The following is a 17,049-nucleotide window of genomic DNA, read 5'->3' as shown; positions in this document are numbered from 1 at the left end:
AACGTTGAGCCAGGCACCACCTCATTTACTGTAATGATTTGTCCCGTTACAGCAGAATGGCAGATTCCGCGAATCTGCCATTTTTCGTTTTAACGCCAGCACTTTCTTCCCCGGATGTACTCCGTTAGCATGACGAAAGAGTGTTGAGGAGAGTGTTGATTGAAAACATGGCGTATCTTCCCCCGTTCCCTGCGTCAGCTGGTGCTGATGGCTTTTCTGCTGGTGTTATTGCCGCTGCTGGTACTGGCCTGGCAGGCGTGGGAAAGCCTGTCGGCGTTGAGCGATCGCGCGGCCGATACCAACCGGACGACCCTGACTGACGTTCGTCGCAGCGAGGTGATGGCCCGTACCGCACTGGAACTGGAACGCAGCTACCGGCAGTATTGCGTGCTGGATGACCCCATGCTGGCCAGCCTTTATCAGACTCAGCGCAACAAATATTCCCAGTTGCTGGATGCCCAGGCTTCAGTGCTGCCGGACGCCCATATTTATGATTCATTGCGTCAGTCGCTGATGCAGTTGAATAAAATGACCTGTGACAACAACAATCCGGTTAAGGCGGCTTCTGACACGCTGGAAGCCTTTTCTGCCGCGAATGCTCAGCTGGTACAGTCCACGCGCGAGGTGGTTTTTTCCAGAGGGCTTCAGTTACAGCGTGAAATCGCTGAACGTGGTCAGTATTTTGGCTGGCAGGCCCTGATACTCTTTCTGCTCAGCCTTGGGCTGGTTTTATTGTTCACCCGGATGATTATCGGGCCGGTGAAAGCAGTGGAGCGAATGATCAACCGTCTGGGAGAAGGGCGGTCGCTTAATCACAGCCTGGCTTTTAAAGGCCCGCGTGAACTGCGATCGCTGGGGCAGCGGATTCTGTGGCTGAGTGAACGCCTTGCCTGGCTGGAATCTCAGCGCCATGAATTTTTGCGTCATCTCTCCCACGAGCTGAAAACCCCGCTTGCCAGTATGCGTGAAGGTACGGCCCTGCTGGCAGATGAGGTGGTCGGTCCCTTAACCGCCGACCAGCATGAGGTGGTCAGCATTCTGGATGAGAGCAGCCGACATCTGCAACGGCTGATCGAACAACTGCTGGATTACAACCGCAAACTGTCAGAAGCCCAGATCGCGATGGAGCCGGTGCAACTGGCGGCGTTGGTGGACAATATCGTTACCACACACAGCCTGACTGCCAGGGCGAAAAAAATGCGCACTGAGATTGCGCTCTCGGCTCATGTCTGTCTGGCAGAGGCTGATTTGCTGACCAGAGCCATCGATAATCTCTATTCGAATGCGATACACTACGGTGCTGAATCGGGTACCATCTGGATCCGTAGTTACCAGACTGGCCGCAAGGTGATTATCGAGGTGGCTAATACCGGTCCTTCTGTCCCTCTGGCCGAACAGGCAATGATCTTCGAACCTTTCTTCCAGGGAAGTCAGCAGCGCAAAGGCGCAGTGAAAGGCAGCGGACTTGGGCTTAGCATTGCCAAAGATTGTTTGCATCGTTTGCAGGGCGATCTTCAACTGGTCAGCAGCGATGAGGCGGATGTTTGCTTCAGAATTGAACTCAATACCATCGCCGGGAATGAATAATAATGACAACGCATGTCTTTTCTGCCGCCGTGAAGTGTTTTCCTCGCATTGCAACAGCTATCACGGCGGCGTTTCTGACGACATTACTTACCGCCTGTCACAGCAATAGTAACGTTTCCCCGACAGCGGCTAAACATCGCAGCCTGATCGAACCGGAAAGCAAAGTTCTTGATTACCAGCAGGTGCCATGCGATCGCATCTGGCCTGCTGATGATGAGGTTGTTACCGGGAATGCGCTTTACTGGCTGCGGGCTATGGATTGTGCCGCCAGGCTATCAGCAGCCGACGCTCGAAGTGAGGCGCGTAACTGGCCGGATGATAACTGGCAGAGCGCTTTCAAACAGGTTGTGCTGCTGGCCAACGGCAACGTCACGCCGCTGGAACGCCGGGAATATCTGCAACGGCTGGATACTTTCAGCCAGCGTTATCCGGCCGCTGTCCGGCCGCTGATGCAGCTCTGGTGGGACGATCAGATGGGACAGTTACAGCTGTCAGAAGAGCGTATGCGTTATCATCATCTGCAACAGGGAAGCGATGCACAGCTCGATGCCCTGCGTCAGCAGCAGCTTACGTTGAACAAAGAACTGAACCTCACCCGCCGTAAACTGGAGAGGCTGACCGATATCGAACGTCAGCTGTCGTCGCGTCGCTCTGCTGACAGTACGGATAACGGTCATCCGGAAAAAAGCGGCACAACAGAAAACCTTTCACCGCATAACAGCACAGAGGATACCAGCCAGCCATGAGAAAGAGATCGGCAACGTTGCTGCTGGTGGATGACGATCCCAGCCTGCTCAAGCTTCTGGGAATGCGACTGGGCAGTGAAGGTTTTCGCGTGCTTACGGCGGAAAGTGGACCGGAAGCGTTGCGCATCCTGCCGCGTGAGAAGACCGATCTGGTGATCAGCGACCTGCGGATGGACGAAATGGATGGCCTGGCGCTGTTCAGTGAAATTCAGAAGATCCAGCCCGGCATGCCGGTGATTATTCTCACGGCCCACGGTTCTATTCCTGATGCGGTATCGGCCACCCAACAGGGCGTGTACAGTTTTCTCACCAAACCGGTGGATCGCGATGCCTTGTACAGCGCTATCGACCAGGCGCTGGCTCACCGCGCGCCAGCCAGTGATGATGCCTGGCGGGAAAGCATTGTGACCCGCAGCCCGCTGATGCTGCGCATGCTGGAGCAGGCGAGAATGGTTGCTCAGTCAGATGTCAGCGTGCTGATTAATGGACAGAGCGGCACGGGCAAAGAGATTCTGGCTCAGGCTATTCATGCTGCCAGCCCACGAGCAGGCAACGCGTTTATTGCGATTAACTGTGGCGCTTTGCCAGAACAGCTGCTGGAGTCAGAGCTGTTTGGTCATGCGAAAGGGGCATTTACCGGGGCGGTCAGCAACCGTGAAGGCCTGTTTCAGGCCGCCGAGGGCGGTACGTTATTTCTTGATGAAATTGGTGACATGCCGCCAACGCTACAGGTCAAACTGTTGCGCGTGCTACAGGAACGAAAAGTGCGCCCGCTGGGCAGTAACCACGATCTTGACATCAATGTGCGCATTCTTTCCGCCACCCATCACGATCTGCCCAAAGCCATGGAAAAGAAAGAGTTTCGGGAAGATTTGTTTTACCGGCTGAATGTAGTCAATCTGAAAATCCCGGCGCTACACGAGCGTGCGGAAGATATTCCGCTGTTGGCAAACCATCTGCTCAGGCAGGCGGCGGAGCGGCATAAACCCTTCGTTCGCAGCTTTTCTACCGATGCCATGAAACGGCTGGTGGCTGCCAGCTGGCCGGGTAATGTACGTCAGCTGGTCAATGTTATCGAGCAGTGTGTGGCGCTGACCTCTGCGCCGGTGATCGGTGAAGCGCTGGTTGAGCAGGCGCTGGCGGGTGAAAACACCGCTCTGCCCACCTTCGCTGAAGCAAGAAACCAGTTTGAACTGAATTACCTGCGTAAACTGTTACAGATGACTAAAGGGAATGTCACGCACGCAGCACGACTTGCCGGACGCAATCGCACGGAGTTTTATAAGTTACTGTCGCGCCATGAACTGGATGCGTCTGATTTTAAAGTGTAGTTTTTTCCTGCCGCTAAGTTTACAGGATATGGTAGCTTAGGCGTCCTGAAAATGGAGACAGACCCCCGCTGCGGGCGCTGTCCGCTGCACTTATACTGTGATAATTACCTTCCGGCCGAGGGGGGTGTAAAAAGGGTCAGCCATGAAAAAGATTGATGCAATTATTAAACCGTTCAAACTCGATGACGTACGCGAAGCGCTGGCGGAAGTGGGTATCACCGGTATGACCGTCACTGAGGTGAAGGGGTTTGGCCGTCAGAAAGGGCATACAGAGCTGTATCGCGGTGCTGAATATATGGTCGATTTTTTGCCAAAGGTTAAGATTGAGATCGTCATTGCAGACGATCTGGTTGATACCTGTGTGGACACCATCATTCGTACGGCGCAGACCGGTAAAATCGGTGACGGTAAAATTTTCGTCTTCGACGTATCACGCGTGGTGCGTATTCGTACCGGTGAAGAAGACGAAGAAGCCATTTAGCTCTCGCCAGTGGCCGGGTTTGAAAAGGGCAGTTATCTGAGAGTAGCTGCCCTTTTTACTTTTCGCTTTCCATTTATGTGATGGCAATTAGCGTTGTGAGCACGCCAAATTATTCTCAGTTAAATCACTTTATGCGGCCCAAACACCTCATAGTGAAGGTGTTCTTTCTTAACGCCTGTCCTCAGCAACTGACTGGCAATATGCTGCATGAATGCCAGTGGCCCGCACAGGTAATACTGCATATACGGATCGCTCAGTTGGCCTGCCAGTGGTAGCAGATCCATTACACCTTTAGTGTGGTTGTTATCGTTATCCTGCGGCAGAGGCTGGCTGTACCAGAGATGTTGCCTGAAGTTACCGAGTAATCTGCCTGCGGCGGTCATCTCTTCGTAAAAGGCCAGCCGCCTGCCATTATCCGCAGCGTGAAACCACTGCACCAGTGACGGATGCCGCTTCCTGGCGAGTGACTCCAGCATCGCCAGCATCGGTGTTTGCCCCACACCAGCCGAAATCAGGGTGACCGGTGTTTCTGGTTTTACGTCGAGGAAGAAGTCACCCGCTGGTGCAGTCAGATGTAGTTCATCGCCGGTTTTTGCCTGCCGATGAAACCAGCCAGAAACCGTGCCGCCTGCATGATGGCGTACCGCGATGCGATAATCACGGCCATTGGGCGCCTGCGTCAGGGAATACTGACGGATGGCCCGGTTGGGAAACCCTTTCTTGTCAAGCCAGACGCCCAGATATTGCCCTGGCTGATAATCAGCGACCGGGAGTCCATCGCAGGGGGACAGGGTAAAGCTTTTAATCACCTCACTTTGCGTGACGATCTCGCTGATATGAAAAAGACGCGGTGCCCGCCAGCCGCCCGGTTTGTTCTCGCCTTCACGGTAAATCTCCTCTTCGCGCTGAATGAACACCTCTGCCAGTACGGCGTAAGCTTTGCCCCACGCATCCAGAGCCTCCTGACCCGGGCTGAGCATCTCGTCCAGTGTCGCAAGTAAATGTGTGCCAACAACCTGGTATTGATCAGGCTGGATAGCAAAGCTGGTGTGTTTTTGCGCAATTTTCTCTATCACCGGCAGCAGAGCTGGCAGGTTTTCAATATTGCTGGCATAAGCGCAGAGGGCATTAAACAGCGCTTCGCGCTGGTGGCCGTTACGCTGGTTACTCATGTTAAAAATGTTCTTCAGTTCCGGATTATGCGTGAACATGCGCTGATAAAAATGGGCCGTCAGGCTGGGGCCGGAGGCGAGCAGAGCAGGGAGAGTGGCTTTTATTGTGGCGATTGTCCGTGCATCGGTCATGGTATGCTCCTTGTAATAACATGTATTTTAAATGCATCTTATTTCGCTTTAACACGCATTGTAAATACCTCTTTAATATTCCGGGTATTTTCCCTGCGCTTTTAATGAGGATGATGAAAATTTTGCATCCAGGGGATGATCAAATCTCCTGAACGCCGGGCGCTGAAAAATAGTAACGAAGGCTTGCCATTGCTGGAGCCAAACGATTGCGTAAAAAGCATGCTTTGCGGCTGGTAGTCGGCAGGCAAAACGGTTTACACTGTTTGCCTTCGCCCCTATGGGCCATTCAAAGCCGAACAGTAGTTAGCAGAGTCAGGAGAAGCGGATGTTAAAGCGTGATATGAATATTGCCGATTATGATGCCGAATTATGGCAGGCAATGGAGCAGGAGAAAGTGCGTCAGGAAGAGCATATTGAACTGATTGCTTCGGAAAATTACACCAGTCCGCGAGTGATGCAGGCACAGGGATCTCAGCTGACCAACAAATACGCCGAAGGCTATCCGGGCAAGCGCTACTACGGTGGCTGTGAATATGTTGACATCGTCGAACAGCTGGCGATTGACCGTGCCAAAGCGCTGTTTGGCGCTGACTATGCTAACGTCCAGCCGCACTCCGGTTCACAGGCTAATTTCGCGGTTTATACTGCCCTGTTGCAACCCGGCGATACCATCCTTGGGATGAACCTCGCACACGGCGGCCATCTGACTCATGGTTCTCCGGTCAACCTCTCCGGCAAGCTGTATAATGTGATGCCTTATGGCATTGATGACAGCGGTAAAATCGATTATGACGATCTGGCTGCACAGGCGCAGAAGCATAAACCTAAAATGATCATTGGCGGATTCTCTGCCTATTCTGGCGTTTGTGACTGGGCAAAAATGCGTGAAATTGCCGACAGCATCGGTGCTTACCTGTTTGTCGATATGGCGCACGTTGCCGGCCTGATTGCCGCAGACGTTTATCCTAACCCGGTTCCACACGCTCACATTGTCACCACTACCACGCACAAAACGCTGGCGGGTCCACGTGGCGGTCTGATTCTGGCGAAAGGTGGCGACGAAGATTTTTATAAGAAACTGAACTCAGCGGTTTTCCCTGGTGGTCAGGGCGGCCCGCTGATGCATGTGATTGCCGGTAAAGCGGTAGCGCTGAAAGAAGCGATGGAGCCGGAGTTCAAAGTGTATCAGCAGCAGGTTGCGAAAAACGCCAAAGCGATGGTAGAGGTGTTTCTGACGCGTGGTTACAATGTCGTTTCCGGCGGCACGCATAACCACCTGTTCCTGCTTGATTTGGTTGATAAAAACCTGACCGGTAAAGAGGCTGATGCGGCTCTGGGCCGTGCCAATATCACGGTTAACAAAAACAGCGTGCCGAACGATCCAAAAAGCCCGTTTGTCACATCTGGCATTCGCATTGGTTCTCCGGCAGTCACCCGTCGTGGCTTCAAAGAGGCCGAAGTGCGTGAGCTGGCTGGCTGGATCAGCGATATCCTCGATAATATCAACGACCAGGGTGTTCAGGAGCGCGTCAAAAAGCAGGTGCTTGAAATCTGCGAACGCTTCCCGGTTTACGCGTAAACCGCACCGAGCCGAAATATCAGCGGGACATCTTGTCCCGCTGTTTGATCATGGCGCTGAACAGATTACACATCACGACTCCAGCAAGGTTTTAATCCGTTGCTGCTGCTGATTCTGTAACGGAAGCTCAGCATGGATCAGCGGCGGGGAATAGAGTGGCAATGGCGTGGCGTAGGGTGATATGACCAGCGCAGTGCCTTTGGGCGCACTGTCTCGTTGATAAGTTTCCACATCGAGATATTTAATATTCAGCGGTAGTAAGGTCAGCTCACGCAGTTGGCGTTCAACTTCCAGCTCTAGCTGGCGATCCTTTCCGGTCAGCAACAGCACCTGTTTTTCCTGTAATGCATTTTCCTGCATCAACCACGCACCAAAAATCACCGCAATCAGTACCAGCTCTTCCTGTGAAAAGCGCAGATTATAAAGCTGTTCAACCTCTGACACCGCTTCACGCGTGGTTCGTAGCAATCGTGGATAGAGGCGCACCACCTCTTCTGTCAGACTGTTGTCAATGCCAATGGCAAACAGATTACGCTCCAGCGCCTGGGCAAGATGGGTATAAAGTTGGGCGCACAGTCCCTGTTCGTCACTGAAATGCAGCGTTGAAAGCTGCTGAAAGCGTTCAATCATCCTGCGAACCGCAGAGAGCAGTTGATGCTCGTGCTGATGATGGGCCTTATCTGCAACGGGTGCATACAACTGACTGAATACCAAAGCGAATAATCCGGCCTCGCTGGCGTCCGGGGTGGTTTTGCAGCGTTTCTGCCAGTGCTGCACTATTTCCACAGCAAGCTGATACTCAGGACGAACTGACAGCCACGCCAGTTGAGCGTCACTGAATTCCGTGGCAGTGCAGCGAGCCAGCGAATGCTGCATAAAAAGCGGAAGAAACTGGCGATCGCGATCGCTGAAATCCCGTGACAGTCCCCTGGCGCAATGCCCGACCAGCGCCTGGAGATTACGATCGTCATACAGCGCTTTTGCGAGACCCTGTCGTTTCAACTGCCGTTTAACGCCAGGCGCGAAATAGTGCTGAATAAAATCCGGTGACTGGCGAATTGCACGGCGTAGCCAGTGCAGCAGGCACAATCGTTGATCCAGCTCCTTGCCGTCGATCCGATAGTCTCCCCGCGTATCCTGGTCGAGGACAAGACGGTGATAGCGCTGGATTTCTGCTGCCACCTCCGCTATATCTTGCCGGGTGACGGATTGCTCCACCTGATTCAACTGGCATAGTGACGCCAGGGTGACCGTGGTATCCGGAAGATAAAGTAATAACAGCAGATGGCAGTGACGTTGAGAACGGGAGAAAGCAGAGGGATTTTGGGGGGATAAACTCATCGTCTGCCATCCAGGTGAAAGAAAGACAACGCTAAGGATAGTCCGACAGTAGCGGGATGATTTCGGGTCGGGCAGATTTATTCACGTCTTTTAGCACAGGTCACAGAATTTTTTCCAGATAACAGGAAGGAATAAGATTTGTTATGTTATAACGTATTTTTCAGGCGGGCGATCGCGGCAGTTATGCTGCTGACAACGCCGCTGGCATGGAGCCATCCCCACAGCTTTATTGCGATGCAGGTGACGCCGGTAGACAAAGGTAACCAACTGACCGGACTGAAAATGCATTGGGTCATGGATGAAATAACCTCTGCCGATCTGCTCTACGATGCAGGTAAAGCGCAACCGGGATCGCCCGTGTGGAAAAAACTGGCGGCTGAAGTCATGGCTAATGTGCTTGGTCAGCACTATTTCAGCGAGTTCTGGCATAACGGTAAGGCAGTGAAGTTTTACAACCTGCCTCCGGAATATCAGCTTTTCAGAGAGGGACATAAAGCCGTGTTGGAGTTTATTTTACCGTTGGGCGAACCGCAGCCACTGGCCGGTCAGCGCTACACGTTTTCTACTTTTGATCCGACTTACTTTGTTGATATGTATTACGATTCTGAAAAATCTTTGCACCTTCCCACCGACCTGGCGCAGCAGTGTAAGCTGACTCTGCACACCCCAAAAGCCGATGCTTCAATGAAAGCTTACGCGCTGTCGCTGGATAAGGGCGATGCGCCGCCGGCAGAGATGGATCTTGGCAGGCAGTTTGCCCAGACGGTGACTCTGACATGTCAGTAACTATTCTGCCGTCAAAATCTGTGGGCTGGCGACATCTCTGGCCGCTGATACTGCTGCTGGTGCTCCTGCTGATGACCGGCGTGGCCGCCTGGCTGCACTGGCCACAAATCCTGTTGCAAAGCATTCTCTGGCAGAAATCGCTGCATCAGCAAATGACCATCCTGCTGCAACAGGTCGCCACGCATCCCCATCAGGCCGGGCTGACGCTGATGGGCTTCAGCCTGGTATACGGCGTGTTACATGCGCTGGGGCCGGGTCATGGCAAAGTCGTTATCGCTACCTTTCTGGCAACGCATCCGACGAAGGTAAAAACCAGTCTGCAACTGACCCTGGCCGCTGCCGTGGTGCAGGGCGGGGTGGCCATTGCACTGGTTACGGTAATGCTGGTGATATTGCAACTGTCATCCCGTCAGCTTCATCTCAGTAGCTTCTGGCTGGAGAAGGCCAGCTATCTGCTGGTTACTGGCCTGGGAGCCTGGCTGTGCTGGCGAGCACTGGGAAAAATTATTCGGGTGCTGCGGACAACGCAAACTCTCACTATCCGGCGGATTGTGCCACATGACCATCAGCACAGCGCGACCTGTGGATGCGGGCACCAGCATGTGCCTGACAGCGGGATGCTCGACAAAGCGGTCAGTGGCAGAACCAAAATAATCGTGGTGCTGTCAATGGGCCTCAGGCCCTGCTCCGGCGCGATTATGATGCTGTTATTTTCAAAAGTGATCGGTGTCTATCTGTGGGGTGTGCTTTCAGCGCTGGCGATGGCGGTGGGTACAGCGATGACGGTATCCGCAATGGCCCTGCTGGTGCAGGTGTCCCGTGCGCTGGCAGTGAAACTGAGTCGGAATATGCCGCAGGCCCGCTGGCAGAGAGTAGGCTGGTCGTGTCTCTCCCTGGCGGGAGGGATGGTGCTGATGGGGGTGGGCGTGTTGTTATGGCTGACGGCCCAACCGGCGATATCCGGCGGTATCCGGCCAGTGTTACTGAATTAACATAGCCGGGCCTGCGGCAATGCCAACGGCCCGACTGCAAGCGGAGGAAGGATCAGCGTTTTAACGCTTCGCTCAGTTCATCACGCATGGTGGCCAGCATCGATTTCACCACGCGAGGATTACCCGCAATGATGTTGCCCGAAGTCAGATAGCCATGTCCGCCAACGAAGTCGGTGACCAGACCACCGGCTTCACGCACCAGCAGTTCTCCGGCGGCAAAATCCCAGGGTTTGAGACCGATTTCAAAATAGCCATCCACCCGGCCTGCGGCAACATAGGCCAGATCAAGCGCGGCGGAACCATTACGACGAAAATCAGCGCACTGGGTAAAGAGTTTGCCCAGGATGTTGATGTAAGGTGTGGCATGTTGCTTCATTTTGAACGGAAAGCCGGTCGCCAGGATGGTGCCATCCAGATCGCGGGCACTGCTGCCGCGCAGTCGGTAGCCATTGAGCTGAGCGCCCTGACCACGTACCGCGCTGAACAGTTCATTACGCATGGGATCGTAAACCACGGCGACTTCGTTACGGCCTTTGATGCGTACCGCAATAGAAACCGAAAAGTGGGGCAGACGTTTGATGAAGTTGGTGGTGCCATCCAGTGGATCGATAACCCATTGCACATCCTGGTCTTCACCGGCCAGTTCACCACTCTCTTCAGTAATAATGGTGTGTTTCGGGTAAGACTTGCGGATCACCTCAATAATCAGGCGCTCGGCGTCGCGATCAACATTGGTAACGAAGTCATTGCTGCCTTTCTGGCTGGCTTCGACGGCGTCCGGGGTTTCGTAACTCCGGGCAATTAAATTTCCGGCCTTGCGCGCAGCGCGCACGGCGATGTTGAGCATCGGATGCATCGGTCTCTCTCACTGGATGTTAAAGAACGGGAAAACGGCGCGGATTATAACAGCAGGAACGGCAAATGTCCTTAAAATATGTTAGCATCGTCAAATTATCTCTCAGATCTGAATAACTATGCTGCATAACATCCGAATCGTGCTGGTGGAAACGTCTCACACCGGCAACATGGGTTCCGTCGCCCGCGCTATGAAAACAATGGGTTTAAGCAACCTTTATCTGGTTAATCCTCTGGTTAAGCCCGACTCCCAGGCGATTGCGCTGGCTGCTGGTGCCAGCGATGTGATTGGCGAGGCGCATATTGTTGACACACTGGATGAAGCGCTGGCGGGATGCAGCCTGGTGGTTGGCACCAGCGCACGTTCCCGTTCTCTTCCCTGGCCAATGCTGGACCCACGTGAATGCGGGGTGAAAAGTGTGCAGGAGGGCCAGCAGGCACCTGTGGCACTGGTGTTTGGCCGCGAGCGTGTTGGCCTGACCAATGAAGAGCTGCAAAAGTGCCACTATCACCTGGCGATAGCGGCAAATCCTGAATACAGTTCACTGAACCTGGCAATGGCGGTGCAGATTATCGCTTATGAAGTCCGTATGGCCTTTCTGCAATGGCAGGAAGCAGCCCAGCCTGAGTATGACGCCTCTCCCTATCCGCTGGTTGAAGATCTCGAACGTTTTTACCAGCATATGGAAAAGATGATGACGGGCAGTGGTTTTATCCGCGAAGGCAGTCCGGGGCAGGTAATGAGCAAAATGCGTCGCCTGTTCACCCGCGCCCGTCCGGAACGGGATGAGCTGAATATCCTGCGGGGTATGCTCTCGTCGCTGGAAAAACCCAAAGGGCAGAAGTGAGCGCAGCGCACCACAATAGTTGAGTAAATTACCAGGTTAAATAGTTGAGTGTTTTACCAGGTTAAATAGTTGACCAAATCACTCAGGAATGTCAGACTTGCGTCTATCTTCTTGTTAACACCCAACAGCTGGGTAAAACTGAGGTTGTTTACGCCATGAGACTGACATCCAAAGGCCGCTATGCCGTTACTGCTATGCTCGACGTTGCGCTTCACTCCCATGAAGGGCCGGTGCCGTTAGCTGATATTTCCGAGCGGCAGGGCATCTCCCTGTCTTACCTGGAACAGCTGTTCTCACGCCTGCGTAAAAACGGCCTGGTGGCCAGCGTGCGTGGTCCCGGCGGTGGTTATCTGTTGGGTAAAGAATCCAGTCAGATTGTGGTTGGCGCGGTGATCACTGCCGTGGATGAGTCTGTAGATGCCACCAAATGTCAGGGTAAAGAAGGCTGCCAGGGTGGAGAGCGTTGCCTGACTCACGTTCTGTGGCGCGACCTCAGCGAGCGCATCAGCGACTTCCTGAATAACATCACGCTGGCTGAGCTGGTTAACAACCAGGAGATCCTGGACGTAGCCGACCGCCAGAACAATAGCGAAAAAACCCGCGTGCCAACTGGCCGCATGCATGAAACCATTAACGTCAATCTGCGTGCCTGAATAAATCAGGGCTGAAACCCGTCGTCCATACGCATCGGTGTTTATGGACGGCGGCAACTGGCCCGCCGCAGACAGCATTGAATGACGTTAATGCACGGAGTTCAATGGCAATGAAAGTACCGGTTTATCTTGATTACGCAGCGACCACCCCGGTCGATCCCCGCGTTGCTGAAAAAATGATGCAGTACCTCACCTTCGACGGAACCTTCGGTAATCCCGCTTCACGATCACACCGTTTTGGCTGGCAGGCTGAAGAAGCGGTCGATGTCGCACGTAACCAGATAGCCGATTTGATCGGTGCCGATCCGCGTGAAATCGTCTTCACTTCTGGTGCAACGGAATCAGATAACCTGGCGATTAAAGGTGCTGCGCAGCAACATCAGCAGAAAGGCCGTCATATTATTACCAGCCAGACCGAGCATAAAGCGGTGCTGGACACCTGTGCTCAGCTGGAACGTGAGGGATTCACCGTCACCTGTCTTGCCCCACAGCCAGAAGGTTTAATCGACCTGCAACAATTACGGGCGGCCATGCGCGACGACACCGTGCTGGTATCAATCATGCATGTCAATAACGAGACGGGTATTGTGCAGGATATTGCCGCAATCGGTGAGCTCTGCCGCAGCCGGGATATTCTCTTTCACGTTGATGCCACCCAGAGCGTCGGCAAATTGCCTCTCGACGTCAGCCAGCTTCCGGTTGATTTGCTCTCTTTTTCTGCGCATAAGCTATACGGCCCGAAAGGCATTGGTGGTCTGTATGTACGTCGGAAACCCCGTATCCATATTGCTGCACAAATTCACGGTGGGGGGCATGAGCGCGGAATGCGTTCCGGTACGCTGCCCGTCCATCAGATTGTCGGGATGGGGGAAGCGTATCGCATTGCCAGAGAAGAAATGGCTGCGGAAATTCCGCGTCTCACCGCCTTACGCAACAAACTGTGGCAGGGCATCAGCCAGATTGATGGCGTCACACTGAACGGCGATTTGTCGCGAGGCGTGGCGGGCATTCTGAATGTCAGCTTTGGCTCTGTGGACGGCGAAACGTTACTGATGGCACTCAAGGATCTGGCGGTGTCGTCGGGGTCTGCCTGTACCTCAGCGAGTATGGAGCCATCCTATGTGTTGCGCGCCATGGGCCTCTCCAGTGAGCTGGCGCACAGTTCACTCCGTTTTTCTGCGGGCCGTTTCACCAGCGAAGAGGACATTGACTTTGCTGTCCACGCGGTGAAAAGCGCCATCAGCCGCCTGCGTGGCGACCTGTCAGCCGTCTGAATCACCCAGCCATCAGCACGGCAGGAAAGGTTCCCTTAACCTCAGGCGGGGCAATTTTCTCAGTCTGCGCAGACAATAACGAAAAAAGGTTTATTGTAGTGTCCGGCCGTTTTACGACGGACTCTGTTTAAGAACAAATAAGGAGCCATGCGATGACAACTACGCCAATGAAAATATCACTGTCAACGGCAGAGGCCGACCCCCGTTGGGGCGATAAAGCCATTCTCACCAGCAATGACGATGGCCTGACCATTCATCTGACGGGCGGCGATGCCCTGACCACCATTCAGCGCGCGGCACGTAAAATTGACGCTCAGGGGATCCGTGCCGTCAGCCTTAGCGGCGACTGGGATCTGGAGAAAAGCTGGGCATTCTGGCAGGGTTATCGCGCACCTAAAGGCGAGCGCAAAGTGGAGTGGGCCAAACTGAATGAGGCGGACAGCAGCGAATTCGCCCGTCGCCTGAAGACTATTGACTGGGTACGTGACACCATCAATTTGCCTGCTGAAGATCTCAGTCCGGAGCAACTGACCCAGCGTGCGGTTGATCTGCTGTGCGAGGTGGCCGGTGATAAAATCAGTTACCGCATCACCAAAGGGGACGATCTGCGTGAGCAAGGTTATCTGGGCTTACACACCGTAGGGCGTGGTTCTACCCGCAGTCCTGCGCTGCTGGCACTGGATTACAACCCGGAAGGCGAGGAGAGCACCCCGGTATTTGCCTGCCTGGTGGGTAAAGGCATCACTTTCGACACGGGTGGCTACAGTCTGAAACCGAGCGGCTCGATGGATTCGATGAAATCAGATATGGGCGGTGCCGCCACGCTGACCGGTGCGCTGGCGCTGGCCATCGCCAGAGGACTGAAAAAGCGCGTTAAGCTCTATCTCTGCTGCGCTGACAATATGGTCAGCGGTAACGCATTCCGTCTGGGTGATATCATTCATTATCGCAACGGCAAAACGGTTGAAGTGATGAATACTGACGCTGAAGGGCGACTGGTGCTGGCTGATGGCCTGATTGATGCCAGTGAACAGCAGCCTGAATTGTTAATCGATGCTGCGACCCTGACTGGTGCAGCAAAAACTGCACTGGGCAATGATTATCATGCGCTTTTCAGTTTTGATGATCGGCTGGCGCAGTCGTTGTTGAGTACGGCTGCCAGTGAAAATGAATCTTTCTGGCGTCTGCCACTGGCAGAATTTCATCGCGGTCATCTGCCGTCAAACTTTGCCGATCTCAATAACATTGCCGCTCCGTCGCACACGGCTGGTGCCAGCTCTGCCGCTGCGTTCCTGTCATATTTTGTGAAGCACTATCAGCAGGGCTGGCTGCATATCGACTGCTCTGCCACCTATCGTAAAGGCGCAGTGGATCAGTGGTCAGCCGGGGCGACAGGATTGGGTGTGCGCACCGTCGCCAGCATGCTACTGAAATAATCAGCTGTTTGAACCAACGCTGTCGCTCGGGCGCTTTGCCGCGCCCGTTGACAGCTGGCGTGATATGCGGAATCAATCGATGAATGAAAGTAATCAGCGCCTGGAAGAGGTGCTAAAGCTGGCGGCGACGCAGCCGGCACACCGTCCGGAATTTTTTACCTTACTGATGGCAGCCAGCGTCTGGGTGCCGGGTGAAACGACTGAGCCAGGAGAACTTAACGCCTCTGCTGTGGATTTGAAGCACTGGAAAAGAGAGGACGGCAGTTCGGTGATCCCTTTTTTCACCTCCGCCAATGTAATGCAACAGGTCGCCGGTGAGGAACAACCTTTCCTGGTGATGCCGGTTCGCACACTCTTTGCGCTTACCCAGGGAGAAACTCTGTTCCTTAATCCTGAACTTCCCTCCGGGAAAGAGTTTTTGCCCCAGGAAATTGCACACCTGATGGCAGAAAACGGCAATGCGCTGACACAGCACCAGGTGCTGGAAGGGGGCACCCCGTTGCTGCTTTCTGAAGTGACTGAACCCCCGGCGCAAATGATTGAGTCACTGACAGCACTGTTTGCAAAATACCGACAGGTTCGCCGGGCCTTTATCGCGCACATTCGTGAATCTTCCGGCGAGCAGCCGGTTTTGCTGATGGGTATTGAGGCTGACAGTGATATCGATACGATTATCCAGGCTGCGGGCAGTGTGGCGACAGATACCTTGCTGACTGATGAGCCGATTGATATCTGTCAAGTGCTGGAGCATGAATCAGGTATCAGTCATTTTTTCATCGCCCATATCACGCCTTTTTATGAGCGTCGTTGGGGAAGTTTTCTGCGGGAGTTCAAGGCGGGCGTCGCGCGATAGCCCTTTATTGCGGCAGTCACGCATGGTACCCGTGCGTGATGGTTTGATACCTTGCGCCGGTCGCGACCGGCAGGATTACTGAAAACAGCCAGCCTGCCGGAGAAATTTCCCCGGCAGCTGGCGTTTATTCACCCAGGCTGACGGGCAAATCGTCGCGACTTCCCCATTCAGCCCATGAGCCGTCGTAAAGTCTGACGTCTCTGACTCCCAGCGTATTCAGTGCCAGTATCAGCACGATGGCCGTTACACCAGAACCACAGCTGGCGATGACCGGCTCGCTGAGACTGACGCCATGATGTTGCAAAATGGCCCTCAGCTCGGCGGCAGGTTTCAGCTGCCCGTTTTCCACCAGTTCATTCCAGGGCACGTTCAGGCTACGGGGGATATGACCACGATGTAAACCGGCACGGGGTTCATCCACTTCTCCCCTGAAGCGATTGGCTGCTCTGGCATCGACCAGCTGCGCTCCCCCCTCGTGGCTGAACAACAGTACGTCAGTAACTTTCACCGTTGCCTGAGGATCGAAACTGGCGGTGAATTCGCCTTCCGGCAGGCTGACTACGCCACTGGTCAGCGTATGACCCGCAGCTTCCCAGGCCTTTATGCCACCAGCAAGGATTGAAACCTGTTCCACGCCTGCCTGACGCAACATCCACCAGGCGCGCGGTGCGGAAAACAGATTCCCTTCATCATACACCACCAGATGCCGGTCACTGTTTATGCCCAGTTCACGCATGGCGACGGCGAAAGATTCAGCACGAGGCAGCATATGTGGATAAGGGCTGCTGTGGTCAGACAGCGTTTCAATATCAAAGAAAGGCGCATCGGGAAGATGCTTGCTCAGATATTCAGCATGGATATCACGCGTTTTCTCCTGACCCGGTGGCAGCATCCGCGCATCAAGTACCTGAATATTTTCATCGGCATAATGTTCCGCCAGCCAGTCGGCGGTAATAAAGAAAGAGGTTGTCATTGTGGCCTCG

The 17,049-nt window shown here is 54.0% G+C and carries 16 protein-coding genes; 12 read left to right on the top strand and 4 right to left on the bottom strand.

Going from position 1 to position 17,049, the window contains the following annotated elements:
• Positions 1-159: 159 nt before the first annotated feature.
• The 4 genes from AC3RPL_RS00405 to glnB all read left to right on the top strand — a co-directional run bounded on the left by AC3RPL_RS00405 (position 160) and on the right by glnB (position 4,145).
• Positions 160-1,587 (top strand): sensor histidine kinase, encoded by a 1,428-nt coding sequence (locus AC3RPL_RS00405; RefSeq protein WP_490738568.1) that lies wholly within the window; start codon positions 160-162, stop codon positions 1,585-1,587.
• A gap of 2 nt (positions 1,588-1,589) precedes the next feature.
• Positions 1,590-2,333, top strand: coding sequence for a two-component system QseEF-associated lipoprotein QseG (gene qseG, locus AC3RPL_RS00400; RefSeq protein WP_490738567.1), 744 nt, complete (start codon positions 1,590-1,592; stop codon positions 2,331-2,333).
• Entirely contained in the window at positions 2,330-3,664 is a 1,335-nt protein-coding gene (glrR, locus tag AC3RPL_RS00395) for a two-component system response regulator GlrR (RefSeq protein WP_490738566.1), read from the top strand. The genes qseG and glrR overlap by 4 nt, the downstream gene beginning before the upstream one ends.
• A gap of 142 nt (positions 3,665-3,806) precedes the next feature.
• Entirely contained in the window at positions 3,807-4,145 is a 339-nt protein-coding gene (gene glnB / locus AC3RPL_RS00390; RefSeq protein WP_034938373.1) for a nitrogen regulatory protein P-II, read from the top strand.
• Between the two features lie 119 nt (positions 4,146-4,264).
• Here the strand turns inward: glnB and hmpA are convergent, their stop codons facing one another.
• Positions 4,265-5,449: an NO-inducible flavohemoprotein gene (hmpA, locus tag AC3RPL_RS00385; RefSeq protein ID WP_490738565.1), complete on the bottom strand. Its 1,185-nt coding sequence runs from the start codon at positions 5,447-5,449 to the stop codon at positions 4,265-4,267.
• Between the two features lie 325 nt (positions 5,450-5,774).
• Here hmpA and glyA point away from each other — a divergent pair, with 325 nt between their 5' ends.
• A complete protein-coding gene (gene glyA / locus AC3RPL_RS00380; protein WP_490738564.1) occupies positions 5,775-7,028 on the top strand; it encodes a serine hydroxymethyltransferase in 1,254 nt (417 codons plus the stop codon).
• Between the two features lie 72 nt (positions 7,029-7,100).
• Here glyA and csiE read toward each other — a convergent pair whose 3' ends face one another.
• Positions 7,101-8,369 carry a stationary phase inducible protein CsiE gene (gene csiE / locus AC3RPL_RS00375; protein ID WP_490738563.1) on the bottom strand — a complete coding sequence of 423 codons (1,269 nt, stop codon included), beginning with the start codon at positions 8,367-8,369 and terminating at the stop codon, positions 7,101-7,103.
• A gap of 183 nt (positions 8,370-8,552) precedes the next feature.
• Between csiE and AC3RPL_RS00370 the strand changes: the two genes are divergently transcribed.
• Positions 8,553-9,155 carry a DUF1007 family protein gene (locus tag AC3RPL_RS00370; RefSeq protein ID WP_490738819.1) on the top strand — a complete coding sequence of 201 codons (603 nt, stop codon included), beginning with the start codon at positions 8,553-8,555 and terminating at the stop codon, positions 9,153-9,155.
• Complete coding sequence (locus tag AC3RPL_RS00365) at positions 9,146-10,147, top strand: nickel/cobalt transporter (RefSeq protein WP_490738562.1); 1,002 nt, start codon at positions 9,146-9,148, stop codon at positions 10,145-10,147. Before AC3RPL_RS00370 ends, AC3RPL_RS00365 begins: the two co-directional genes overlap by 10 nt.
• Positions 10,148-10,199: 52 nt before the next feature.
• Here AC3RPL_RS00365 and suhB read toward each other — a convergent pair whose 3' ends face one another.
• Positions 10,200-11,003 (bottom strand): inositol-1-monophosphatase, encoded by an 804-nt coding sequence (gene suhB, locus AC3RPL_RS00360; protein WP_490738561.1) that lies wholly within the window; start codon positions 11,001-11,003, stop codon positions 10,200-10,202.
• A 118-nt stretch (positions 11,004-11,121) separates the two neighbouring features.
• Here suhB and trmJ point away from each other — a divergent pair, with 118 nt between their 5' ends.
• The 5 genes from trmJ (at position 11,122) to sseB (ending at position 16,066) form a co-directional block, all read left to right on the top strand.
• A complete protein-coding gene (gene trmJ / locus AC3RPL_RS00355) occupies positions 11,122-11,850 on the top strand; it encodes a tRNA (cytosine(32)/uridine(32)-2'-O)-methyltransferase TrmJ (protein WP_490738560.1) in 729 nt (242 codons plus the stop codon).
• A gap of 155 nt (positions 11,851-12,005) precedes the next feature.
• Positions 12,006-12,503: a Fe-S cluster assembly transcriptional regulator IscR gene (gene iscR / locus AC3RPL_RS00350; protein WP_490738559.1), complete on the top strand. Its 498-nt coding sequence runs from the start codon at positions 12,006-12,008 to the stop codon at positions 12,501-12,503.
• A 110-nt stretch (positions 12,504-12,613) separates the two neighbouring features.
• Positions 12,614-13,777 (top strand): IscS subfamily cysteine desulfurase, encoded by a 1,164-nt coding sequence (locus AC3RPL_RS00345; RefSeq protein ID WP_490738818.1) that lies wholly within the window; start codon positions 12,614-12,616, stop codon positions 13,775-13,777.
• Positions 13,778-13,929: 152 nt separating this feature from the next.
• Positions 13,930-15,213, top strand: coding sequence for an aminopeptidase PepB (gene pepB, locus AC3RPL_RS00340; protein ID WP_490738558.1), 1,284 nt, complete (start codon positions 13,930-13,932; stop codon positions 15,211-15,213).
• A gap of 79 nt (positions 15,214-15,292) precedes the next feature.
• On the top strand, positions 15,293-16,066 hold the full coding sequence (gene sseB / locus AC3RPL_RS00335) for an enhanced serine sensitivity protein SseB (protein WP_490738557.1): 774 nt from the start codon (positions 15,293-15,295) through the stop codon (positions 16,064-16,066).
• 124 nt (positions 16,067-16,190) lie between these two features.
• On the opposite strand, the gene sseA is transcribed toward sseB, so the two are convergent.
• Positions 16,191-17,039 (bottom strand): 3-mercaptopyruvate sulfurtransferase, encoded by an 849-nt coding sequence (gene sseA, locus AC3RPL_RS00330; protein ID WP_490738556.1) that lies wholly within the window; start codon positions 17,037-17,039, stop codon positions 16,191-16,193.
• Between the last annotated feature and the right edge of the window lie 10 nt (positions 17,040-17,049).

This window comes from Erwinia papayae, from assembly GCF_058241465.1.
The sequence above is the reverse complement of the archived record's forward strand: the minus strand, read 5'-3'. Positions and strand labels throughout refer to the sequence as shown.